This is a genomic window from Pseudomonas sp. Pseu.R1, assembly GCF_045764065.1.
Taxonomy (GTDB): domain Bacteria; phylum Pseudomonadota; class Gammaproteobacteria; order Pseudomonadales; family Pseudomonadaceae; genus Aquipseudomonas.
Genome location: NZ_JBJGEE020000001.1, coordinates 2,886,649 through 2,908,813, shown reverse-complemented (window position 1 = coordinate 2,908,813; position 22,165 = coordinate 2,886,649). Strand labels below are relative to the sequence as shown.

Below are 22,165 nucleotides of genomic sequence, written 5' to 3'. Positions count from 1 at the left end.
GTTCCTACAAATTCGATCAGTGTCATCTGAATAATCGGTCGCGCACCTGCAACATCACACCGGCCTCCAGCTCACCCCAGTACTGCGGTTTTCCCGCAATGATGGCTGCGATGGGCACACCGTCGCGATATACCAACCGATTGCCGACCACTGCCGGGACCTTTGCGCCGGGAAGCAATGTGCCTGCCAGGTTCAGGGGATCGACGCCGCTGACCCCTGTCAGACTCCCGTCCAGCGGCCGTTTGCGAACTTCACGCAGCAACGGGATCGCCTCCGGCAAGGCGAATTGCTCGCCCGCCAACCCTGCAATGAATCTTCCTCCTCGAATGTCCCCACGCGCTTCCAGCCGATGGAACGTTCGCAGCAATTCGCGCCAGTTTGGCAGCCAGTCCGCTTCGCGCTCCAGCAGGCGCCAGAACACTACGCCGTAACGACGCAACAGGGCCATCGCGACATGCTCCAGGGTATCGCTATCGGGTCTTGAAGAGGGATTGGCAGGGGCGCGACGCAGCAAGGCCCAACGTCCCGCATCGTCCATTCCGCCGATGAACGCCCCTCGGTTGCGTCGACTGGTGTGAGCGGCGCGCTTGCTGGCCGGAGTGATCAACGCACGTAATCCCGCAAAACTGTCGGCATTCACCAGACCGGCGCCGACCAGTTCCTGTAGTGCGTTTTCCAGTTCGGTGCGCAACAGGTGCGCTTCGCTGGTCAGTTCATCGAAGAACATCGCGCCCTGAGTCGACAGCACCTCATGCACCCGCTGTGCACGCAACGACAGCTCGGTCGGCGCAGGCTGTTCAGTCAGGCCGCTCCATCTTTTTACCTGCGGACGAGGCAACAGCACGATGGGTGTGCTCTTCAGCGCGGCATTGCTGACTTTGTTGCGGCTGGTCAGGCGCATCCACACGACTTTGCCAGACCGACACAGCTCATCCAGCCAGTGTGAGGAATAGTCCTTCAATCGCGCCGGAAGAATCTCGCTGTCCCACGCGCTCGCAGCCGCGGAGTAGCCTTCCAGTTGATCGACCACTTCGGGCAATGCGGCCTTGCCCTGACTTTGTGTCGACGCAGACAGGTGTTGCCAATCGAACAAGAAGCGCACGAAGTCCTGCAGCGATACCGGCTCGATTTCCCTGCGCAGCCGTTTGACGGTGTAGCGATGAATGCGTGACAGCAAATGTCGTTCGCACCATTGCTCTTCGCTGGCGCCGGGGCTGAAGCGGCCACGGAGCACGTAGCCTTCGCTTTCCAGCTGTGCCAGCGCTTGTGCAATGTCGGTTGGCGACAAGGCCAACGGCTCAGCGACAGCCGAGACCGTCAACGGGCCAAAGCCGCTCAGACGCGCACGCACCAGTTCGACTCGCGCTTCTTCTTCATTCCATTGTTCGTCGAAGCCTGGAAGCGCCGTCAGCGGTGGATGCATTTCCGCGCTGGGATAAATTGCCTGTAGACAGGACAAGCGCTCAAGGGCGATCCAGATTGCCTGATCTGGCGAGACCTGCAACCGCGTGGCGCGGCCCGAGCGGGCCAGGCTTTCCAGCCATTGCATCCAGCCTTTCTGATCGCGCGCTTCAAATCCGCTGACGCAGCCCAGACTCATCAACGCTTCGTGCATTTCGTCCAGGCTCTGTGGTTGCGGCCAGGCCTCTTCGGCGACCGCAAGAATGGCTTCGGCATCCAATGCGCCCAAATCATCGGACGACTCCGGGTCGCTCCAACGACGGTTGAGGACCGCTTGTGTGCGTCGTTCCTCCAAAGGTGCATCGTCTAGAAAACTGTGGGGCTTGGCGTTGAGAATCTCGGCGGCCAGAGGCGAGGGTGCAGGCAAATCGCGGCTGATCAGGCGTACCTCGCCTTTTTCCATGCGCCGCAGCAAGGTCAGCCAACCTTCGGCGTCCATGGCTTCGTGCAGGCAATCGTCAAGGGTCTGCTCGACGAGGGGATGGTCGGGAACTTCTCGCTCGCCGACCAGATTTTCCAGGCACGCGATTTGGTCCGGGAACACCGTGGCGATCAAGTCTTCGCTCTTCATGCGCTGCAATTGGGGCGCGACTTTGCGGCCTCCGGCATAACGCGGCAGGGCAAGCGCCACGCCTGCGTTCCAGCGCCAGCGCACGCCGAACAATGGGGCATCGAGCACCGCCTGAATCAAAATGTGCTCAGCGCTGTTGGCGTGCAGATAACGCCAGACCTCCTCCAGTGCGAAGCTGTGGGTGGTGGACAGCGACAGGACGATGGCATCTTCACTGGCCGCCGCCTGCAATTCGAAGTTAAAGGTACGGCAGAAGCGTTTGCGCAGCGCCAAGCCCCAGGCGCGATTGATACGGCTGCCGAACGGGGTGTGGATGACCAGTTGTGTGCCGCCGGATTCGTCAAAAAAGCGCTCCATGACGAGCGTGTCTTGAGAGGGCAAAGCCCCCAGAGCCGAGTGCGCCCGCGCCAAGTATTCCACCAGCTGTTCCGCGCTATCGGCCCCCAATCCCAGTGTGTCCATCAGCCAATCAATACAGGGCCTGAGCTGGGCGGGGTGCTCGTCTAAACGCTGACTGATGTCAGCCTGCAAGCGCGCCACCGCGAACGACAACTCGTTGCTGCGCCCGGGTGCTTCGCCGAGCCAGAACGGGATATTTGGCGGCGCGCCTTGGGCGTCTTCCACGCGCACGCGGCCGGATTCGATGCGCAGAATTCGATACGACGTATTGCCCAATTGAAAGATATCCCCCGCGATGCTTTCCACCGCAAAGTCTTCGTTCACTGTCCCGATGTTCAGCGCTTGAGGTTCGAGGATCACGCTGTAGTCGGCGTTGTCGGGAATCGTCCCGCCGCTGGTAACCGCTGTGAGCTTGCTGCCTCGTCGCCCGCGCAGGGTGCGCGTGACTGCATCGCGGTGTAGATACGCGGCGCGCACGCCCTGTCGTCCGCTGTAGCCTTCGGCGAGCATGGCCAGCAAGGCGTGATAGTGCTTTTCGTCCACGTCAGCGTAGGGCGAAGCTTTGCGAAACATGTCCAGCAGCGCCTGCTCTTCCCACTCCTGGCAACTGACCTCTGCGATGATCTGCTGGGCGAGTACGTCCAGCGGAGCCTTGGGGATCAGCAACGTGTCAAGTTCGCCCCGGCGCACGCAATCCAGCAGCGCGGCGCACTCGATCAGGTCGTCCCGGGAGGTGGCAAACAACCGGCCTTTCGGGGTGCCGCCCACGTAGTGGCCTGAGCGTCCGACACGTTGCAGAAAAGCGGCGATAGAGCGTGGGGAACTGATCTGACACACCAGGTCGACATCGCCGATATCAATCCCCAGTTCCAGCGACGCAGTGGCAATCAGCACCTGCAATTCGCCCCGCTTGAGCCGTTGCTCGGCGTCCAGTCGCTGTTCCTTGGCCAGACTGCCGTGATGGGCAGCGACCGCCTCTTTGCCCAGTCGCTCACTCAGGTGCCGCGCCATGCGTTCGGCCAAGCGGCGCGTGTTGACAAAAATCAGCGTGGTCCGATGTTCCCGCGCCAGTTCAGCGAGGCGGTCGTAGACCAATTGCCAGACGTCATTGGCCATCACGGCGGTCAGCGGCACGGGCGGCACTTCAATCGTCAGATCGCGAGGGCGAGCATGGCCGATGTCGACGATGGCGCAGGGCCGACTGACCGGATCGCTGCCTGCCAGAAAGCGTGAAACCTGCTCGATGGGTTTCTGCGTTGCCGAAAGGCCAATCCGCAGTAGCGGCTGACCACACAATGCCTGCAGGCGCTCCAGACTCAAGGCCAGATGGCTGCCGCGTTTGCTGGCGGCGATGGCGTGGATTTCATCCACGATGACGGTGTGCGTGCTCGACAGCATGCGTCGGCCTGAGTCAGAACCCAGCAGCACGTACAGCGATTCGGGCGTGGTGACCAGAATATGCGGCGCGGTTTTGCGCATCGCGTTACGGTCTTTCTGCAGGGTGTCGCCGGTGCGCACGGCGGTGGTGATGTGCAGCCCTGGCAGGCCGCGGTTTTCAAGCTGTTCCGTAATCCCGGTCAGCGGGTTTTGAAGGTTGATCTGGATGTCATTGGACAGCGCCTTGAGAGGCGAAACGTAGACCACAAAGGTCTGATCGGGGAGTTGCCCACCCATTTCCAGGCCTTGGTGCACCAAGTCGTCGATCACTGCCAGAAACGCTGTGAGGGTCTTGCCCGAACCGGTGGGGGCAGCGATCAGCGTGGATTGACGCTGCTTGATCAGCGGCCACGCTTGAGCTTGAGCGGTGGTCACAGCCGGGAACGTGGCGTTGAACCAGGCGCTGACGGCTGGGTGAAAGGCGTCAAGCACCGGGTCTGGAGTCTGGGGAAGGTTCATGACTGAATTTATGCGGGCGCTGCGCAGCAGATGCAAGGCCCGGTGATCGGCAAGCCGTACCCGTACACCCCTTGGGGCTTATCCACAGGACGTGTTATGTTTGCGACCGTTTTTCACCTGTTTTTCTAATTGAATCCAAGACCGAGCCTGCTGACTCTATGCGAATGCGCCTTATGCTGTTGGGCGGCGGGAATGCCCTTGGGCAGGCGTTGATCCGTCTGGGTGCCGAGGAGGACATTGGTTTCCTCGCACCGCGTCCACCGCAAGACGGTTGGGATGCGGCAAGCCTGACGCAACTGCTCGATGACACCCGCCCGGATGCTTTGATCAACCTTGCTTATTACTACGACTGGTTTCAGTCGCAGAGCGTGAGCGCAGAGCGGCTGGATGCCCAGGAACGCTCTGTCGAGCGTCTGGCCGAACTGTGCCAGCACCACAACATCATTCTGGTTCAACCTTCCAGCTATCGCGTGTTCGATGGCTCGCGGGCCACTGCGTACAGTGAAAAAGACGAGCCTGTGCCGCTGGGCGTACGTGGTCAGGCGCTGTGGCGCATCGAGCAAAGCGTGCGTGCAACGTGCCCGCAGCATGTGCTGGTGCGCTTCGGCTGGCTGCTCGATGACAGCGCCGATGGCGTGCTCGGGCGTTTCCTCACTCGTGCTGAAACAGCGGGAGAGCTGTTTCTGGCGGATGACCGCCGTGGCAATCCGACGCCGGTCGATGACGCGGCGCGGGTGATCATTTCGGTACTCAAACAGCTCGATTGCGCCGCTCCGCTGTGGGGCACGTATCATTACGCCGGTCACGAAGCCACCACGCCGCTGGCGCTGGGGCAGGCGGTGTTGACCGAAGCACGGCTGATGCGGCAACTGGCGATCGAAGCGCCCACCGCTCAGGCCCATGCCGCGAGCCCTGATGCTGCCGATGAGCCACAGAACGCCGTGCTCACGTGCAAGAAAATCCTTCACACCTTTGGTATCAAGCCCCGCGCATGGCGTGCCGGTTTGCCCAGCTTATTGGACCGCTATTACCGTCATGTCTGATGCTCCTGTCCTCATCACCGGCGGTGCCGGTTTCATCGGCTCGCACCTGGTCGACGCACTGCTCGCCAAGGGTTACGCGGTGCGCGTACTCGATGATCTGTCCGCCGGTAAACGCAGCAACCTGCCTCTGGACAATCCTCGGGTCGAGTTGATCGTGGGTGACGTTGCGGACGCTGCGCTGGTGGCGCATGCGGCAGCGGGATGTCAGGCGGTCGCGCATCTGGCGGCTGTGGCCTCGGTGCAGGCGTCGGTGGACGACCCGGTCAAGACGCATCAGAGCAATTTCATCGGCACGTTGAATGTCTGTGAAGCGATGCGTCAGGCGGGGATCAAACGCGTGGTGTTTGCGTCCAGCGCAGCGGTGTATGGCAATAACGGCGAAGGCCAGGCCATCACCGAAGACACCCCGAAAGCGCCGTTGACCCCCTACGCTTCGGACAAGTTGGCCAGCGAGTACTACCTGGATTTCTACCGCCGTCAGCACGCGCTGGAGCCGGTGATCTTTCGTTTCTTCAATATTTTCGGGCCGCGGCAAGACCCGTCGTCGCCCTACTCAGGCGTGATCAGCATTTTTGCCGAGCGTGCCGAGAAGGGCCTGCCGATTTCGGTGTTTGGCGACGGCGAGCAGACGCGGGACTTCTTCTACGTTGAAGACCTGGTCGACATCGTGGTGCAAGGGCTGGAAAAGCCTGCGGTTGAAGAGGGGGCGATCAACGTGGGCCTCAATGCCACTACATCGTTGAATGAACTGCTGACTGCGTTCGGTCAGGTGGTGGGTAAATTACCGCCTGTGAGTTATTTGCCTGCGCGCTCGGGGGATATCAAACACTCTCGAGCAGACAATCAACGCTTGCTGGCGCGGTTCAACGTGCCGCAACCGACGCCGTTGAATCTTGGGTTGGCGCGTCTGCTGGGGCGCTGATCACTGAAACGCAAAAAGGCCCCGATGATCGGGGCCTTTTCATGCGTGTTGTTTCTGGCGCGGTATTTGTTGCTGGTAACGCTTTCCCTGTGGGAGCCGCCCGCAGCCAGCCGACTCCCACAGTAATCGCGTCCGTTTGGTGGTGAGGCGATCAGAATTTGTAACCGAAACCGACCATGTACACCCACGGATCGACATCGACGTTGACTTTGGTGCGGCCCACGCCCAGTGCTGAAGGGCCGTCCAGTGTGGCTTGGGTATCGATGTCCACGTACCACACGGCGGCGTTGACCATGATCTTGTCGGTCAGCATGTAATCCATACCCACCTGACCGGCCCAGCCCCACGAGTTTTTCAGGCTCAGATTGCTCATACCCTGGCCTTTGCGATTGCTGCTCAGGTCTTCGTCGTAGAACCAGGTGTAGTTGACGCCCAGACCCGCGTACGGCTGGAACTTGGAGTTGGCGTCCATCGGGTAATACTGCAACGACAGCGTCGGCGGCAGTTGCTTGACGTCTGCCAGCTTTCCATCCAGACCGGCGCCCAGGCCCTTCAACGCGACGGTGTGCTGGAACGGGGTCGCAGCCAGCAGTTCGACGCCGACGTGGTCGGTCAGCATGTAGGCGAAGGTCAGGCCCAGTTGGGTGTCACTGTCCAACGTTGCCTTGGTGCCTGGCGCTTTGACGCCGTCGAACTTCAGATTGCCGCTGTCTTCATTCGGAGCGGTGGTCGCGGCCCCGGCGCGAACGATGATGTCACCGGCCTGGTGAGCTTGAGCGGCAACGGGAATGCCAAAGGCGAGTGCAAGGCACGATGCGCCGAGCAGGTACTTGTTCATGGGGGGCTCCGTAAGGGCGTTTAAAAGGGATGCCCCCATGTTACGAACAGTGCAGATGCGGTTATTTGATGCAGCTCAATGAAAAGCTGATCGACGAGTCGAAACGCTGAACTTCTTTGCCTGGAATATCGTCATCGCGAGCAGGCTCACTCCTACAGGGGAATGCGATCACTGTAGGAGTGAGCTTGCTCGCGATGAGGGAGGACGGCTGAGGAACATCTCTAGCTATTGATCGGGAAGCTCATAAATCAGAATTTTGTCCGCCTCCATCTGATACCCGGCGTCGGCCAGGTCCGTGGTGGTGGATTTGACCTGCATCGGCCCTTCGATCCAGTACGGCTGATACAGTTCGTCGACCTTGACGCCCAGCTCGCTGGTGACGTGGACGATTTGGTTCGGCGGGGGCGGTGGGACGTGGATACAGGCGCCGAAATACGGCACCAGCAGGAAGTCGGTCACGCGGCCTTCTTCGCTGACTTCCAGCGGCACGATGTAACCCGGCAGACGCACCATCTGCCCATCCAGCGACTTCACCACCGGGGCATGGGGGGCGAGTTGATGCGCGGCGGGTGCGGACTCCATCGACAAGGTGTCCGCCATTTTCGACAGGTCGTGAATCGGTGCTGTCACCAGCTTCACAGGCGGCGCATCAGGCGGGATCATTTCCTGCCACGTCAGTACGCGCAGGTCCTGCGCCCACGACGCACTTGCGAACAACACCGCCAACACCAGCCACCACCTGCGCATCACCCCACCCCTCACAAACGAATCGACAGGCCATCGGCCAGCGACTGACGGTACGCGCGCCAGGCGGGCACTGTGCCCATCAGCAGCGCGGCGCCGAGAATGCCCCCCAGCAGTGTCCATTCATAAGCGCTCGGCAGCGACAGCGGCAAGTACAGCCCGTAATTGGCCTGCACGTAACCCTGAGCCGACGCGATGCCGATGTACAGCAGCGCCAGACCGGTGACTGCGCCCGCGAACGCCAGGGCGAAGGCTTCGAGGATCAGCAGGCTCGCGACGTGCCAAGGCCGTGCGCCCACCGAGCGCAGAATGGCCATCTCCCGGCGGCGCTCGTTGAGGCTGGTCAGAATCGCCGTCAACATGCCGATCAGGCCGGTCAGGACCACGAACAGCGAAATCACGAACAGCGCTTTTTCCGCCGTACCCATCAGGCTCCACAGTTCCTGCAAGGCCACGCCCGGCAGAATCGCCAGCATCGGCTCGCCGCGGAATTCGTTGATCTCCCGTTGCAGCGCGAAGGTGGAAATCTTGCTGTTAAGGCCCAGCATGAAGGCGGTGATCTGCGTGGGCGTCAGGTCCATGTTGCGTGCCTGATCCGCGCTGATGCGGCCTGCACCTTGCGCCGGAACGCCGTTGTGCCAGTCGATGTGAATCGCTTCCATACCGCCTAGGCTGATGTGCAGCGTGCGGTCCACCGGGGTGCCGGTACGCTTGAGAATACCGACGACGGTGAATGGCTTGTCATCGTGCTTGACCAGGCTCACCGTTGCCACGCCGTGGGCCAGTACCAGCTTGTCGCCGAGTTTGTAATGCAGCGCTTCGGCCACTTCGGCGCCGAGCACCACTTCGAACGGGTCTGTGGCGAACGGACGACCATCGGCGATTTCCAGATGCTGCTGGCGGCCGTACTGGTAATGCTCGAAATACGATTCGTTGGTGCCCATCACCCGATAACCGCGATGGCTGTCGCCCAACGAAATCGGGATCGCCCACTTCACCTGTTTGCTGTTGGCGAAATGTTCGAAGCTGTCCCAGCGAATGTTGTTGGTGGCGTTGCCGATACGGAACACCGAATACAGCAGCAGGTTCACCGAGCCGGAGCGGGCGCCGACGATCAGGTCGGTGCCGCTGATGGTGCTGGCGAAACTGGCGCGCGCTTCGGTGCGCACCCGTTCCACGGCCAGCAACAGGCAGACGGAGAGGGCGATGGCGAAGGCCGTGAGAAACGCGGTGAAGCGGCGGTTGGCGAGGCTGGCCAGCGCCAGGCGAAGAAGATACATCTCAAACCTCGGGGGCGATGGCGGCGCGGTTGAGTTCGGCCAGCGACAGATTGCGGTCGAACAGCGGCGCCAGGCTTTGATCGTGGCTGACGAACAACAAGCTGGCACCGGCCTCGCGGCACTCAGCGAACAGCAGATGGATGAAGGCTTCCCGCGCATCGGCATCCAGCGCCGAGGTCGGTTCGTCAGCGATCACCAGCTCGGGCTGACCAATTAGCGCACGTGCAGCGGCAACCCGTTGTTGCTGGCCGATGGAAAGCGAATCGGCACGGCGTTCCAGCAGTTGCTGGTCTTTCAAACCCAAGTGGGCGAGCAGCGTTACGGCGGCCTGATCGACACTGCCGTGACGTTGTGTGGCCCGTTCAGCACGCAGCTTCGAGAAGTGACAGGGCAGTTCGACGTTTTCCTGCACCGAAAGAAACGGCAGCAAGTTGAACTGCTGGAAGATGTAACCCGTGTGGTCAACGCGAAAGCGATCCCGGGCGCTAGCCGAGAGCTGGGTCAGCTCCTGGCCGAGCAACCGAATGCTGCCGCGATTGGGCTTCTGCACCCCACCCAACAAGCCCAGCAACGTGGTTTTGCCACTCCCGCTGGGGCCTTTGAGAAACAGCGTCTCGCCCGGCTCCAGGCGAAACGCCGGAATATCCAGCAACGGCGCATGACCCGGCCAGGCGAAGCCCAATTCGGAGAGTTCGATCAGAGCGTGAGCCATGTTCAGAACTTGACGACCGGATTGCTAGGACGCACTTCAGCGCCCATCTGGCGCTTCGGCGTCACCAACTGGACCTGGATGGTCTGAGTGGCCGGAAACGTGGTGAACAGTTGGGTCAGGTCCAGTTTGTTCAGGACAGCGGGCGTGGTGCAGTTGAACTGGTAGTGACCGTGGATCTCGCTGTGCTCGTGTTCATGCTCGTCGGCATCGCCGTCGTCGTGGTCATCGTCCTTGTCACCGAACAGCGGGCTTTCCAGCTTGGCTTTGGTGACCGAGCAACCCGCGGCCTCAGGGATGCTGAACAGGCCGTGCGGCTTGAGCAGGCTTTCGCGGGCCAGCGCCAGCTTCATTTTGTCGGCGTCGGTGGTGGCGGCGTGTTCGAAGCCGACGATGTTCATGGCCGGGCTGTCCAGCTCGAACTCCAGCGTACGGCCGTCCAGCGCCATGTCCAGACGCGCAACCCCGTGCACATGCGCACCCAGGCTGCCGTGTTCATGATCGTGATCATGTTCGTCGGCGGCATGGGCGATGGCGAGGGGAAGCAGAGCGAAAGGCAAGGCGAGTAGCAGACGACGCATGGGGGAGCTCCGGGAGGGATTAGAAGTTGTTATGTGATCTTATAACAATGTCTCGCTGCGTTTCTTAAATTTTTGCCACGCACTTCGCTGTAGGAGTGGGCACAGGGGTTGTGGGAGCATGTCACATCGCCAAACAGAGGACAGACATCATGTTGCGAATTCGTGGAACCGTCGGCGATCTGCCGGTGGATCTGACTGTGGAAATGGATGACAGCGACTGGGCGAAGCTGGGTATGCATTTAAACGTTCAGCCACAGAGCAGCCAGCCAGAAACCGGGGCAGTGGCGAAACCAGCCGCCGCTCGCAACGACGCAGCGTGGGATATCGCGCAGGATTTGCTGCGCAAAGCCGGGCACATGAGCGGGCCGGACCTGCTGGGGCAACTGGAAGGGCTGGCAGGGAGTACAGCGGCAGGCAAGCGCCTGATGGTGCGCATGCGCCATAGCGCCAACGTCAGGGTCGAAAGCCATGGCGATGCGCCGGAGTATTACTGGGTGGAGTGATTTTCAGGGCAGAAACGCAATCTTCTGTGGGAGCGAATTCATTCGCGAGGCGGTGGCACATCCGAAATATCTCTATCGGCTGTACGATTTTCGCGAGTGAATTCGCTCCCACAGAGGGATGTGGTTAGGCGTCCAATCGTGGCGTTAGTACAACGCCGCAAACAACTTGCGACGGTACGTCGTCACCAGCGGATGGTCGTTACCCAGCAGGTCAAAAACCTGCAGCAGCGTCTTGTGCGGCTGGCCTTCGTTGTAGCTGCGATTACGGCTGAACAACTTGAGCAAGCCCTCCAGCGCCGCATCATATTGCTGGCGGGACAACTGCTGGATCGCCAGTTGATAGGCCGCTTCATCGTCTTGCGGATTTTGCGCCAGACGGGATTTCAGTTCGGCAGCATCCGGCAAGGCTTTCGCCTCACCGAGGAACGTCAGTTGGGCCTTCGCGCCCGCCAATGCGGCTTTGTGTTCGTCACCTTTGACTGCGTCCAGCACTGTGCGGGCTTCTATCAATTCGCCACGCTCAGCCAGGCAGCGTGCGTACAGAATCAGCGCAGCGGCGTTAGTGTTGTCCTCGCTCAGAATCGTTTGCAGAACGGCTTCGGCTTCGGCGAAGTGGCTCTCGGCGAACATTGCCTGAGCCGTCTTCAACGGATCGGCTTCGGCAGGCGGTGGCATTTGCACATGGGGTTCGAGCAGCTTGCGGATTTCGGACTCGGGCTGAGCACCGGCGAAACCGTCCACTGGCTGGCCATCCTTGAACAGCACTACGGTTGGCAGGCTGCGAATACCGAATCGCCCGACGATTTCCTGCTCGGCATCGCAATCGACCTTGGCCAGCAACAACTCACCCTGGTAGCTCTCGGCGATTTGCTTGAGCAACGGCATCAGCACCTTGCACGGCGCGCACCATTCTGCCCAGAAGTCCACCAGCACGGGTTTGTGAAAGGAATTCTCGATGACCAACTGATCGAAAGTGGCAGTGGTCACATCGAAGATGTACGGCGTTTCCTGGCTCATCACACGTCTCGAAAAAAGGCTCAATGGCGCCAACTATAAAGGGCGGCGGCCATTGCCGGAAGCGGGTGTGGTAATGACCTGTCGCAATACGGCCGGCTGAGAAGTGCGCGTTCTATCGCATCGCGTGATACAGGCTGACTTTGCGAAACTCCCACGGCTCCGCCAGATCCGGCAGGGTGAGCGCTTCGAGAATCCCCAATCGCTGATAATCCGGGTGCTGGAAATCGCGAACCCGGGAGTCAGCCACCAATGCCTCTTTCCCGCGTGTCAGAAACTGATCCAGCAGCGGCAGGTTGGCGCGGTCGTAGAGCACGTCGGCCACCAGAATCAGATCGAAGCGATCATCTTCTGCAAAAAAGTCCGTTGAGTAACTGAGCGTGACACCGTTGAGCTGCGCATTCGCTTTGCACGCCGCAATGGCGACAGGGTCAAGATCACAGGCCACCACCTCCAGTGCTCCGGCCTTCATCGCTGCAATGCCTGCCACGCCGGAGCCTGCGCCAAAATCCAGTACCCGTTTGCCCTCGACCCAATGCGGGTTCTCAGCCAGAAACCGCGCCAGTGCCAGACCACTGGCCCAACAAAAGCTCCAGTAAGGTGGCTCTTCGAGGATGCGCCGGGTCTCTTCAGGGCTGAAAGCGCGATCCATGTTGTCCGCATCGATCAGCCACAGTTTGAGATTGGCACCTGGCAACGGCTCGGCAACCAGCCGGGCATCGCCCAGCAGGTCGCTCAACGCCGATTGCAGATGAAACGGAGGCGTCATGGCATTTTGAAAAGTTGCAGTTGCCCCACCGATTGGGTGTCAGGTCGTGCAATCAACACTGAAGGCAGATGCAGAATCAACTGGCCGGACTGGCTGGCGCGGCCACGCAACTCGACCCGCGCCCCCTCGGGGAAGGCCTCGGGATTAAAGCGCAACTGAAACGGCAGCGACTGGTTGTTGCCCGTCAACTTGGTGCTGCTCAGCAGCTTCTGAGGGCGATTACGCTCGTCGATCACCAGCAGCGCCAACTCGACCTCGGCGCCCGCAGGCACGCCCAACAACTGGCCGCTTATTTCCCGTTGATAAGGCAACAGCGGGCCGGGGCCTTCTGGCAGCTTGATGGCGTTCGGTGCAGGTTTGGCCGGGGCCGTGGCCTTGGGCGGTTCTGGGGTGCTACAGGCGGCAAGCAGGCCGACCAGGCTGAATACGGCAAGCAAACGTAGCGTCATGAACGGCTCCAGCAAAAAACAGAAACGGGGACAGGCGCAGTATCGCTGAGGGCGAGCGCTTTCGCTGCCTGAATGCGCGTCTATATACCTCAAAGGTCGAGGCTTGTCTTGCGAGCGGGATGCGCTACCATGGCCCTCCCTTTTTTTGTTGCCTGCCACCATGCACTGTCCCTTTTGCGGTGCCAACGACACCAAAGTCATCGATTCGCGCCTTGTTGCTGAAGGCGATCAGGTTCGCCGTCGCCGTGAATGCGTGGCCTGTGGCGAGCGTTTCACCACGTTTGAAACCGCCGAACTGGTCCTGCCTCGGCTGATCAAGCAAGACGGCAGCCGCCAGCCCTTCGACGAAGAAAAGCTGCGCGCCGGTATGCAGCGGGCACTGGAAAAGCGCCCGGTCAGCGTCGAGCGTCTGGAAGCGGCACTGGCCCACATCAAGAGCAAGCTGCGGGCGACGGGCGAGCGCGAGGTCAAATCCTTGATCGTCGGTGAACTGGTCATGGCCGAGTTGCAAAAGCTCGACGAAGTGGCCTACATCCGCTTTGCGTCGGTGTACCGGCGGTTTCAGGACCTCAACGAATTCCGCGAAGAAATCGACCGACTGGCCCGCGAGCCGGTTAAAGAGTGAGCATGCCCTCCACAGAGCAAAGTGTGCTCGACGCCTTCTACATGGCGCGAGCGCTGGAACTGGCGCGCAAGGGCGTCTACTCGACGCACCCAAATCCACGGGTGGGCTGCGTCATCGTGCGTGATGGTGAAGTTGTCGGTGAAGGTTGGCACGTGCGGGCGGGCGAGCCTCATGCCGAAGTCCACGCGCTGCGTCAGGCAGGCGACAAGGCAAAAAGTGCCACCGCTTACGTCACTCTTGAACCGTGCAGCCATCACGGCCGCACCCCGCCATGCGCCGATGCGCTGGTGAATGCCGGTGTCGGTCGTGTGGTTGCGGCGATGCAGGACCCCAACCCCGATGTCGCCGGGCGCGGTTTGTTGCGCCTGATGAGCGCCGGGATTGCGGTGCAGAGCGGCGTGCTGGAAAGCGAAGCGCGGGCGCTCAACAAAGGTTTTCTCAAACGCATGGAACATGGCCTGCCTTACGTGCGGGTCAAATTGGCGATGAGCCTCGACGGCCGCACGGCCATGGCCAGCGGCGAGAGCCAGTGGATCACAGGCCCTGAAGCGCGCTCGGCGGTGCAACGTCTGCGGGCGCAGTCGAGTGTGGTGCTGACCGGCGCTGACACCGTGCTGGCCGACGATGCTCGTTTGACCGTGCGCCCTGACGAGTTGGGCCTGAACGCAGAACTCACTGCGCTGGCTGTTACCCGCCCGCCATTGCGCGTGCTGATCGATGGCCGTTTGCGCGTGCCGCTGGATGCGCCGTTTTTCAAGGCGGGCAGCGCGCTGGTCGCCACCTGTGCCGCCGCTTCCGCGCGCGAGCGCTACACCGCCGAAGGCCATGAATTGCTGGCGTTGCCGAGTAGCGGTGGCCATGTCGATCTGCGTAAATTGCTGGTTGAGCTGGCTGCCCGTGGTGTCAACGACGTACTGGTCGAAGCGGGTCCCAAGCTGGCGGGCGCATTCACGCGGTTGGGGCTGGTCGATGAATTTCAGATTTTCGTCGCAGGCAAGTTCATGGGCTCTTCTGCACGTCCATTGCTGGATTTGCCGCTGGCGCAAATGAGCGAGTCGCTGGAGCTGAAAATCGTCGAAATGCGCGCAATCGGTAATGACTGGCGCGTTATTGCAATTCCGACGCCGAGCGCGAGCGTATAATTCCGGCTTTCGCTTTCAGCGCTGGCCCTGTTCTCCTGGAGGACCCATGTTTACCGGCATCATCGAATCCATCGGCAGCATCCGCGCCATCACTCCCAAAGGCGGCGATGTCCGCGTTTATGTAGAGACCGGCAAGCTCGACCTGTCTGACGTCAAACTCGGCGACAGCATCGCGGTCAACGGCGTGTGTCTGACCGCCGTTGAGCTGCCAGGCGACGGTTTCTGGGCTGACGTCAGCCGCGAAACCCTCGACGTGACGGCCTTCGTCGATCTGAAGACCGGCAGCCGCGTCAATCTTGAAAAAGCTCTGACCCCGACCACCCGCCTGGGCGGCCATCTGGTCAGCGGTCACGTCGACGGCGTCGGCGAAGTCCTGTCCCGCGAAGAGAACGCCCGTGCGATCCAGTTCCGCATGCGCGCTCCACGCGAGTTGGCCAAGTACATTTCGCACAAAGGCTCGATCACCGTCGACGGCACCAGCCTGACCGTGAACGCCGTCAATGGCGCCGAGTTCGAGCTGACCATCGTGCCGCACACGCTGGCCGAAACCATCATGGGCGACTACCGCCCGGGCCGTAAGATCAACCTGGAAGTGGACCTGCTGGCACGTTACCTGGAGCGTTTGCTGCTCGGTGACAAGGCCGCCGACCCGACGCCTGCCCAGGGCGGCACCATCACTGAAAGCTTTCTGGCCGCCAACGGCTACCTCAAATCCTGAATTGAAGGGGGTGCCGCGTGGCGCTCAATAGCATCGAAGAACTGGTGGAAGACATTCGCCAAGGCAAGATGGTCATCCTCATGGATGACGAAGATCGCGAGAACGAAGGCGATCTGATCATGGCCTCCGAGTGCGTCAAGGCTGAGCACATCAACTTCATGGCGCGTTATGCCCGCGGCCTGATCTGCATGCCGATGACCCGCGAGCGTTGTGAAACCCTGAAACTGCCACTGATGGCACCACGCAACGGTTCGGGTTTCGGCACCAAATTCACCGTGTCCATCGAGGCCGCCGAAGGTGTGACCACTGGTATTTCCGCTGCCGACCGTGCGCGCACTGTTCAGGCCGCTGCCGCGAAGGATGCGAAAGCTGAAGACATCGTCAGCCCCGGTCACATCTTCCCGCTGATGGCTCAGGCCGGTGGCACGCTGTCCCGCGCCGGCCACACCGAAGCTGCGTGCGATCTGGCGCGCATGGCCGGTTTCGAGCCAACCGGTGTGATCTGTGAAGTCATGAACGACGACGGCACCATGTCCCGTCGCCCTGAACTGGAAGCGTTTGCCGCCGAGCACAACATCAAGATCGGCACCATCGCCGACCTGATTCATTACCGGATGATCCACGAACGTACCGTTCAGCGGATTGCCGAGCAGCCTTTGGATACCGAACAGGGCCAGTTCAACCTGGTGACCTACCGAGATTCCGTCGAAGGCGACGTTCACTTGGCCCTGACCTTGGGCAAGGTGTGTGCGGAAGAACCTACCCTGGTACGCGTCCACAACATGGACCCGCTGCGCGACCTGTTGATGGTCAAGCAACCTGGCCGCTGGAGCCTGCGCGCCGCCATGGCTGCTGTGTCCGAGGCGGGCAGCGGTGTCGTTCTGCTGCTGGGACATCCGCTGGATGGCGATGCGGTGTTGGCCCATGTGCGGGAAACCGCAGGTGCCGCACCGGTCAAAACACCGACCACGTACAGCACGGTCGGCGCCGGTTCGCAGATCCTGCGCGACCTGGGCGTTCGCAAAATGCGCCTCATGAGTTCGCCAATGAAGTTCAACGCGATATCCGGTTTCGATCTGGAAGTTGTAGAATACGTGCCCTCCGAATAAAGACCGGCAGGTCAGCCGCCGTGAAAGCCCCGTGTTTTCCCGGTTTTTGTTCCTGCGGTCGCCGATTCGTGGCCTAAAATCCCTGAAAGCGCGCGCCTGATGCGCGCTTGCTCTTTAATTACGAGACTCAGCCGAATGACCCTGAAGACCATCGAAGGTACCTTCATCGCCCCACAAGGTCGCTACGCCCTGGTGGTTGGCCGTTTCAACAGCTTCGTCGTGGAAAGCCTGGTGAGCGGTGCCGTTGATGCCCTGGTTCGCCATGGCGTGAGCGAAAGCGACATCACCATCATCCGCGCACCAGGCGCGTTCGAAATCCCGCTGGTCGTGCAGAAAGTCGCTCAACGCAGCGAATACGCCGCGATCATCGCTCTGGGCGCCGTGATCCGTGGTGGCACTCCGCACTTCGAATACGTGGCCGGTGAATGCACCAAAGGCCTGGCCCAAGTCTCCATGGAATTCGGCGTGCCGGTCGCCTTCGGCGTCCTGACCGTTGACTCCATCGAACAAGCCATCGAACGTTCCGGCACCAAGGCCGGTAACAAAGGCGCCGAAGCTGCGCTGTCCGCCCTTGAGATGGTCAGCCTGTTGGCGCAGTTGGAGGCCAAGTGATTAACGACGACAGCGATCAGTTCAACCCGCGTGAACCTCGTCCGGCCGATGCCGGCAAGCCATCGAAGAGCGAAAAGCGTCGCGCGGCCCGTGGCCTCGCCACTCAGGCCCTTTACCAATGGCACATGGCAGGTCACTCGCTGAACGAAATCGAAGCGCAATTCCGTGTCGACAACGACTTCACCGACGTTGACGGCGTGTACTTCCGCGAACTGCTGCACGGCGTGGCCGCCAGCAAGACCGAAGTCGACACTGCGCTCAAGCCTTGCCTGGATCTGGCCCTTGAAGAGCTGGACCCGGTTGAGCTGGCGGTTCTGCGCCTCTCGACCTACGAGCTGCTCAAGCGCATCGACGTGCCGTACCGCGTGGTCATCAACGAAGGCATCGAACTGGCGAAAGTCTACGGTTCGACCGACGGCCACAAGTTCGTCAACGGCGTACTCGACAAGCTGGCACCGCGTCTGCGCGATGCTGAAGTCAAGGCCAACAAGCGCTAAGGCGTCTGGCTGTCCAGAACCTTGAGTGCTTGACGCCATGGGCGAGTTCGAACTGATCCGCAACTACTTCGCCGCTGCGCCCTGTGCGCAGCTTGGCGAAGGTGTCGCATTGGGGATCGGCGACGACTGCGCCCTGTTGTCGGTGGCTGCTGGCGAGCAATTGGCGATTTCCACCGACACGCTGGTTGCCGGGGTGCATTTCCCCGACGCCTGCGATCCTTTCCTGCTGGGCCAGCGTGCCCTTGGTGTTTCCGCCAGCGATCTGGCGGCCATGGGCGCCAGCCCCCTCGCATTCACCCTTGCCTTGACCCTGCCTGAAGTTTCCGCCGCCTGGCTGGAAGCGTTCGCCCGTGGCTTGAACGAGATGGCTCAAGGCTGCTCGATGCGCCTGATTGGCGGCGACACCACCCGTGGGCCGCTGAGCCTGACGGTCACGGTGTTCGGCTCGGTCCCCATCGGGCTGGCGATGACGCGTAGCGGTGCGAAACCGGGTGATCTGCTGTGCGTTGGCGGGCCTTTGGGCGATGGTGCCGGTGCGCTGCCGCTGGTGTTGAACCAGCGCAGTGCCGAGGCGTCTACCACTCAGGCCCTGCTGGCGCGCTACTGGTCGCCACAGCCTCAACTTGAACTGGGCATGGCGCTGCGGGGCAAGGCGACCTCGTCGCTGGATATCTCCGACGGGCTGTTGGCCGATTGTGGGCATATTGCAACGGCTTCGGGCGTAGGCTTGCGAATTGAACGCGACAAAGTGCCAATGTCTGACGCGCTGCGAGCGTTTTTCGATGCTGACGAGGCGCTGAATGCGGCACTCAGTGGCGGCGACGACTACAGACTGGCCTTCACGCTCCCGGCATCATGCCTGGCTGAGCTCGTCGAGGCGGGCTGGCCCGTTTTCGTGATCGGCCAGGTGGTCGACGGGCGGGGCGTGGTATTGATCGACGAGCAAGGGCGCGACGTCACGCCTTTGACTCGGGGTTACCAACATTTTCGGGAGACACGGTGACAGATCATCCTAATCAGGTCCCGGCGGAAAACGTTCCGCCATCGGTGTGGACCAACCCCTGGCATTTCCTGGCGTTCGGTTTCGGCTCGGGTACTTTGCCCAAGGCGCCGGGCACTTGGGGGTCAATGGTCGCCGTGCCGTTCATCCCGTTGTGGCAGATGCTGCCGGATTGGGGCTACTGGCTGATGCTGGGCATCACCATGCTGTTCGGTTTCTGGCTGTGCGGCAAAGTGGCGGACGACCTGCGCGTGCATGACCACGAAGGCATCGTCTGGGATGAAATGGTCGGCATGTGGATCACGCTGTGGCTGGTGCCCGAGGGATGGGGCTGGCTGCTGGCAGGCTTTCTGATGTTCCGCTTCTTCGACATCCTCAAACCCTGGCCCATCCACTGGGTCGACAAACACGTCCACGGCGGCGTCGGCATCATGCTCGATGACGTTTTGGCCGGTGTCTTTGCGTGGTTGGCGATGCAGGGTCTAGTCTGGGTGTGGGGCGTCATTTAGGAAACGACCGATGGGGCGCGTGGGGATGAATTGGCTGCTGGGCCTGTCGATGCTGATCGCAGGCTTTTGTGCGGCCGACGATTTGGCACATCCCGAGCCTTCGCCCGAAAAACCGACCGACATCGTCCTCGTCAGCGAGCAATGGAACGCCTATACCGAGGCGGACGGCACGGGGCTGGGGTGGGACCTGATGCGGGAAATCTTCGAGCCTGCCGGTATCAAGGTCGCGTCGCGGATCGAGCCTTACACTCGCGCCGTCGGTCTGGTGCAGCGTGGCGAAGCAGATGCCTGGGTGGGGGCCTATGAGAATGAGGTCGAAGGCACGCTCTACCCGAAATGGCACTACGACACCGACGAGATCTATGCGCTGGGGCCGGCTTCCGATCCTGCACCGACGCTCAAGTCTCTGGGCAGTTATCGGCTGGCCTGGGTGCGCGGTTACGATTTCCAGCAATACCTGCCCAATGTGGTTCACTTCAATGAGGTGGCGCGGCGCGATCATATCCTGACGATGCTCGACCATGGCCGTGCCGACCTGTACATCGACGCCAAGCCGGAAGTGGATTTCATCCTCGCTCAAACCAAAGAGCCTCAGCGCTTTCGCAAGACCTATTTGATGGCGATCCCGCTGTACCTAAGCTTTGCCGACAACGCGCGAGGTCGCTTTCTGCGGGACTTGTTCGATCAGCGCGTGGCGCAATTGGTGCACTCAGGCAAGCTGCGACCCGTCTTCGCTCACTGGAAGCAGCCTTATCCGTTCGATGCAGGCGATGGTCCGAGCAAGACAGGGGTCAGGCAATGATCAAACTTCCTGATCTGAATGGCCGACAATTCAGCCTAAGCGTCTGCCAGAACCTGCTGTTACAATGCGGCCTTGCTAAATTCCAGTCCTCATACTGATCAGGAGCACACGGTGCCCGTCGTATTTGTCGCGGCTTCCAAGCTGCCTACCCCTTTTGCCACTTTCAAAATGAACGGTTTTCTGGAGCAGGAAACCGGTCGTGAACACGTTGTTCTCAGCCTGGGTGATGTCTCGGACGGTGCGCCGGTACTGGGCCGCGTGCATTCCGAATGCCTGACCGGCGATGCATTATTCAGCCAGCGCTGCGATTGCGGCTCTCAGCTCGAAGCCGCCTTGCGCGCCATTGCCGCTGAAGGTCGTGGCGTGCTGTTGTATCTGCGCCAGGAAGGGCGCGGTATTGGCCTGATGAACAAGATCCGCGCCTATGAATTGCAGGACGGCGGTGCAGACACCGTTGAAGCGAACGAGCGTCTGGGCTTTGCCGCCGACCAGCGTGACTACGGGATTTGCCTGCCGATGCTGGAGCATCTGGGCGTCAAATCGCTGCGCCTGATGACCAACAACCCGCGCAAAGTCAAAGCCCTGACCGACATGGGCATCAAGGTCGCCGAGCGGGTGCCGCTGCACACGGGTCAGAACCCGCACAACAAGCTCTACTTGGCGACCAAGGCAGGCAAGCTCGGACACATGATGGGCAACGAACATCAAAGCGAGGTCGATCCCGCGTGACACGGGGCAATGTGCGCCGTCGTCTGGCGCTGGCATGGTGGCGGCAACTGGCCTTGACGCTGGCGCCGCTGCTGGTGGTCTGCATGTTTTTCGGCAGCGACGAAGCGGCCAGCCCGTCGGTGTTCGCCATGCCCCTGTTCATCGCGGGCATCGCCTCAATGTTCGTCAGCCTCAAACCGTTCGGCGTCTACAAGCGCTCACTGCTGGCCACCGGCAAGGCCCTCGATACCCCTGAAGAACCTGCTGCGTGGCTCAAACTGGCCGCTGACCGGCGCATGGCGTTTCTGGCAGCAGGATTGCCCGCCTGGATAGCGGCGCTAGCGGTGCTCGCGAATCTCGAAGCTGTAGCGCTCGCGTTGTTGGCGCTGTCCAGCGTCGTCCTTCTGTACCTGTATCGCATCCCTCGCCAGTTGGCTTGATGCGTCGGCTGATCGCCTGCCTGCTGTCGTTCACCGTCTGGCACGCCAGCGCGGCTGAACGTGTCATCAGCCTTGCGCCTTCCCTGACCGAAATCGTGGTTGAACTGGATGCTGCCGATCTGTTGGTCGGTGTGCTGGATGGCGGCGATCGTCCCTCTGGTGCAGCAGCATTGATGTCAGTGGGGCGTTACGGACAACTGGAAATGGAGCGCCTGCTGAGCTTGCGCCCGGATCTGTTGTTGCTTTGGCCGGGCAGTGTCAGCGCTTCCCAGCGTGACCAGTTGCAGCGTCTGAAAATCCCGACCTTTATCGCCGAGCCGCACTCGCTGGCCCAGTTGGCTGATCAGATTGAGCAGATTGGCGAACGGCTAGGGCGTGCCGAGCGGGGGCGGCAGGTGGCTGGGGTGTTTCGTCAACGCCTGAGCGAATTGCGAAAGCGCTATCACCAGGATGTGCCGATCAGTGTGTTTTATCAGGTCTGGGATCAGCCGCTGTACACCGTGGGTGGCGGGCAGATCATCAGCGATGCTCTGGCCGTGTGTGGGGCCCGCAACGTATTTGCCGACCTGAGTCAGCCTGCGCCGCAGGTCAGCCTTGAATCAGTGTTACAGCGCAATCCTGAAGTGATCGTGGCGGGGGCGACATCTCAACTCGCTGTCTGGAAAGCCTGGCCGTCACTGAAGGCCCGTCTGTTGGTGGTGCCGGATAAAGGCATAGAGCGGCCGAGTGGGCAGATGATCGAGGCGGTGGCCAGACTGTGTGAAACCTTATCCCCTGATCGCTGATGCGCCGCTTTTGATTCTGGCCGAAAGGGCGTGGGAGCC

General features: G+C 61.2%; 23 protein-coding genes and 1 pseudogene. 15 read left to right on the top strand and 9 right to left on the bottom strand.

Going from position 1 to position 22,165, the window contains the following annotated elements:
* Positions 1-22 precede the first annotated feature (22 nt).
* Complete coding sequence (locus tag ACI5GA_RS13450) at positions 23-4,327, bottom strand: DNA glycosylase AlkZ-like family protein (protein ID WP_421422987.1); 4,305 nt, start codon at positions 4,325-4,327, stop codon at positions 23-25.
* Positions 4,328-4,485: 158 nt separating this feature from the next.
* On the opposite strand from ACI5GA_RS13450, the gene ACI5GA_RS13445 reads away from it, so the two are divergent.
* Together ACI5GA_RS13445 and ACI5GA_RS13440 are read left to right on the top strand one after the other, a co-directional pair.
* A complete protein-coding gene (locus ACI5GA_RS13445; protein WP_404634323.1) occupies positions 4,486-5,370 on the top strand; it encodes a sugar nucleotide-binding protein in 885 nt (294 codons plus the stop codon).
* Positions 5,363-6,292 (top strand): NAD-dependent epimerase/dehydratase family protein, encoded by a 930-nt coding sequence (locus ACI5GA_RS13440; protein WP_404634321.1) that lies wholly within the window; start codon positions 5,363-5,365, stop codon positions 6,290-6,292. The genes ACI5GA_RS13445 and ACI5GA_RS13440 overlap by 8 nt, the downstream gene beginning before the upstream one ends.
* A gap of 151 nt (positions 6,293-6,443) precedes the next feature.
* On the opposite strand, the gene ACI5GA_RS13435 is transcribed toward ACI5GA_RS13440, so the two are convergent.
* The 5 genes and pseudogenes from ACI5GA_RS13435 to ACI5GA_RS13415 form a co-directional block, all read right to left on the bottom strand.
* Positions 6,444-7,130: an OmpW family outer membrane protein gene (locus ACI5GA_RS13435; RefSeq protein ID WP_404634319.1), complete on the bottom strand. Its 687-nt coding sequence runs from the start codon at positions 7,128-7,130 to the stop codon at positions 6,444-6,446.
* Positions 7,131-7,355: 225 nt separating this feature from the next.
* A complete protein-coding gene (locus tag ACI5GA_RS13430) occupies positions 7,356-7,877 on the bottom strand; it encodes a DUF3299 domain-containing protein (protein ID WP_404634317.1) in 522 nt (173 codons plus the stop codon).
* An 11-nt stretch (positions 7,878-7,888) separates the two neighbouring features.
* Positions 7,889-9,154 carry an ABC transporter permease gene (locus ACI5GA_RS13425; RefSeq protein ID WP_421422986.1) on the bottom strand — a complete coding sequence of 422 codons (1,266 nt, stop codon included), beginning with the start codon at positions 9,152-9,154 and terminating at the stop codon, positions 7,889-7,891.
* A gap of 2 nt (positions 9,155-9,156) precedes the next feature.
* Positions 9,157-9,866 (bottom strand): annotated as a pseudogene (locus tag ACI5GA_RS13420) (ABC transporter ATP-binding protein); the annotation flags it as partial.
* 2 nt (positions 9,867-9,868) lie between these two features.
* Positions 9,869-10,444 (bottom strand): DUF2796 domain-containing protein, encoded by a 576-nt coding sequence (locus tag ACI5GA_RS13415; RefSeq protein WP_404634313.1) that lies wholly within the window; start codon positions 10,442-10,444, stop codon positions 9,869-9,871.
* A gap of 149 nt (positions 10,445-10,593) precedes the next feature.
* On the opposite strand from ACI5GA_RS13415, the gene ACI5GA_RS13410 reads away from it, so the two are divergent.
* Positions 10,594-10,947 carry a hypothetical protein gene (locus ACI5GA_RS13410; RefSeq protein ID WP_404634311.1) on the top strand — a complete coding sequence of 118 codons (354 nt, stop codon included), beginning with the start codon at positions 10,594-10,596 and terminating at the stop codon, positions 10,945-10,947.
* 144 nt (positions 10,948-11,091) lie between these two features.
* Here ACI5GA_RS13410 and trxA read toward each other — a convergent pair whose 3' ends face one another.
* From trxA to ACI5GA_RS13395, 3 genes are all read right to left on the bottom strand, one after another.
* Positions 11,092-11,964: a thioredoxin gene (gene trxA, locus ACI5GA_RS13405; protein ID WP_421422985.1), complete on the bottom strand. Its 873-nt coding sequence runs from the start codon at positions 11,962-11,964 to the stop codon at positions 11,092-11,094.
* 112 nt (positions 11,965-12,076) lie between these two features.
* A complete protein-coding gene (locus tag ACI5GA_RS13400) occupies positions 12,077-12,730 on the bottom strand; it encodes a class I SAM-dependent methyltransferase (RefSeq protein ID WP_421422983.1) in 654 nt (217 codons plus the stop codon).
* Complete coding sequence (locus ACI5GA_RS13395) at positions 12,727-13,179, bottom strand: YbaY family lipoprotein (protein WP_404634305.1); 453 nt, start codon at positions 13,177-13,179, stop codon at positions 12,727-12,729. Before ACI5GA_RS13395 ends, ACI5GA_RS13400 begins: the two co-directional genes overlap by 4 nt.
* A gap of 160 nt (positions 13,180-13,339) precedes the next feature.
* Between ACI5GA_RS13395 and nrdR the strand changes: the two genes are divergently transcribed.
* The 12 genes from nrdR (at position 13,340) to ACI5GA_RS13335 (ending at position 22,126) form a co-directional block, all read left to right on the top strand.
* On the top strand, positions 13,340-13,804 hold the full coding sequence (nrdR, locus tag ACI5GA_RS13390; protein WP_167362104.1) for a transcriptional regulator NrdR: 465 nt from the start codon (positions 13,340-13,342) through the stop codon (positions 13,802-13,804).
* A gap of 2 nt (positions 13,805-13,806) precedes the next feature.
* Entirely contained in the window at positions 13,807-14,946 is a 1,140-nt protein-coding gene (gene ribD / locus ACI5GA_RS13385) for a bifunctional diaminohydroxyphosphoribosylaminopyrimidine deaminase/5-amino-6-(5-phosphoribosylamino)uracil reductase RibD (RefSeq protein ID WP_404634303.1), read from the top strand.
* A 46-nt stretch (positions 14,947-14,992) separates the two neighbouring features.
* Positions 14,993-15,664, top strand: coding sequence for a riboflavin synthase (locus ACI5GA_RS13380; RefSeq protein WP_062384719.1), 672 nt, complete (start codon positions 14,993-14,995; stop codon positions 15,662-15,664).
* A 17-nt stretch (positions 15,665-15,681) separates the two neighbouring features.
* Positions 15,682-16,773: a bifunctional 3,4-dihydroxy-2-butanone-4-phosphate synthase/GTP cyclohydrolase II gene (ribBA, locus tag ACI5GA_RS13375; RefSeq protein ID WP_404634301.1), complete on the top strand. Its 1,092-nt coding sequence runs from the start codon at positions 15,682-15,684 to the stop codon at positions 16,771-16,773.
* A 135-nt stretch (positions 16,774-16,908) separates the two neighbouring features.
* On the top strand, positions 16,909-17,385 hold the full coding sequence (gene ribE / locus ACI5GA_RS13370; RefSeq protein WP_108239524.1) for a 6,7-dimethyl-8-ribityllumazine synthase: 477 nt from the start codon (positions 16,909-16,911) through the stop codon (positions 17,383-17,385).
* Positions 17,382-17,882, top strand: a complete 501-nt coding sequence (nusB, locus tag ACI5GA_RS13365; protein ID WP_404634299.1) for a transcription antitermination factor NusB — start codon at positions 17,382-17,384, stop codon at positions 17,880-17,882. Before ribE ends, nusB begins: the two co-directional genes overlap by 4 nt.
* 37 nt (positions 17,883-17,919) lie before the next feature.
* Complete coding sequence (gene thiL, locus ACI5GA_RS13360; protein WP_421425477.1) at positions 17,920-18,885, top strand: thiamine-phosphate kinase; 966 nt, start codon at positions 17,920-17,922, stop codon at positions 18,883-18,885.
* Entirely contained in the window at positions 18,882-19,391 is a 510-nt protein-coding gene (locus ACI5GA_RS13355; protein ID WP_404634297.1) for a phosphatidylglycerophosphatase A family protein, read from the top strand. The genes thiL and ACI5GA_RS13355 overlap by 4 nt, the downstream gene beginning before the upstream one ends.
* Before the next feature lie 25 nt (positions 19,392-19,416).
* On the top strand, positions 19,417-20,193 hold the full coding sequence (locus tag ACI5GA_RS13350; RefSeq protein ID WP_421422982.1) for a substrate-binding periplasmic protein: 777 nt from the start codon (positions 19,417-19,419) through the stop codon (positions 20,191-20,193).
* A 111-nt stretch (positions 20,194-20,304) separates the two neighbouring features.
* A complete protein-coding gene (gene ribA, locus ACI5GA_RS13345) occupies positions 20,305-20,922 on the top strand; it encodes a GTP cyclohydrolase II (protein ID WP_404634293.1) in 618 nt (205 codons plus the stop codon).
* Positions 20,919-21,341 (top strand): MFS transporter, encoded by a 423-nt coding sequence (locus ACI5GA_RS13340; RefSeq protein WP_421422981.1) that lies wholly within the window; start codon positions 20,919-20,921, stop codon positions 21,339-21,341. Before ribA ends, ACI5GA_RS13340 begins: the two co-directional genes overlap by 4 nt.
* The gene (locus ACI5GA_RS13335) at positions 21,341-22,126 is read left to right on the top strand and encodes a cobalamin-binding protein (RefSeq protein ID WP_421422980.1); all 786 of its coding nucleotides are present in this window, start codon (positions 21,341-21,343) and stop codon (positions 22,124-22,126) included. Before ACI5GA_RS13340 ends, ACI5GA_RS13335 begins: the two co-directional genes overlap by 1 nt.
* Positions 22,127-22,165 lie beyond the last annotated feature (39 nt).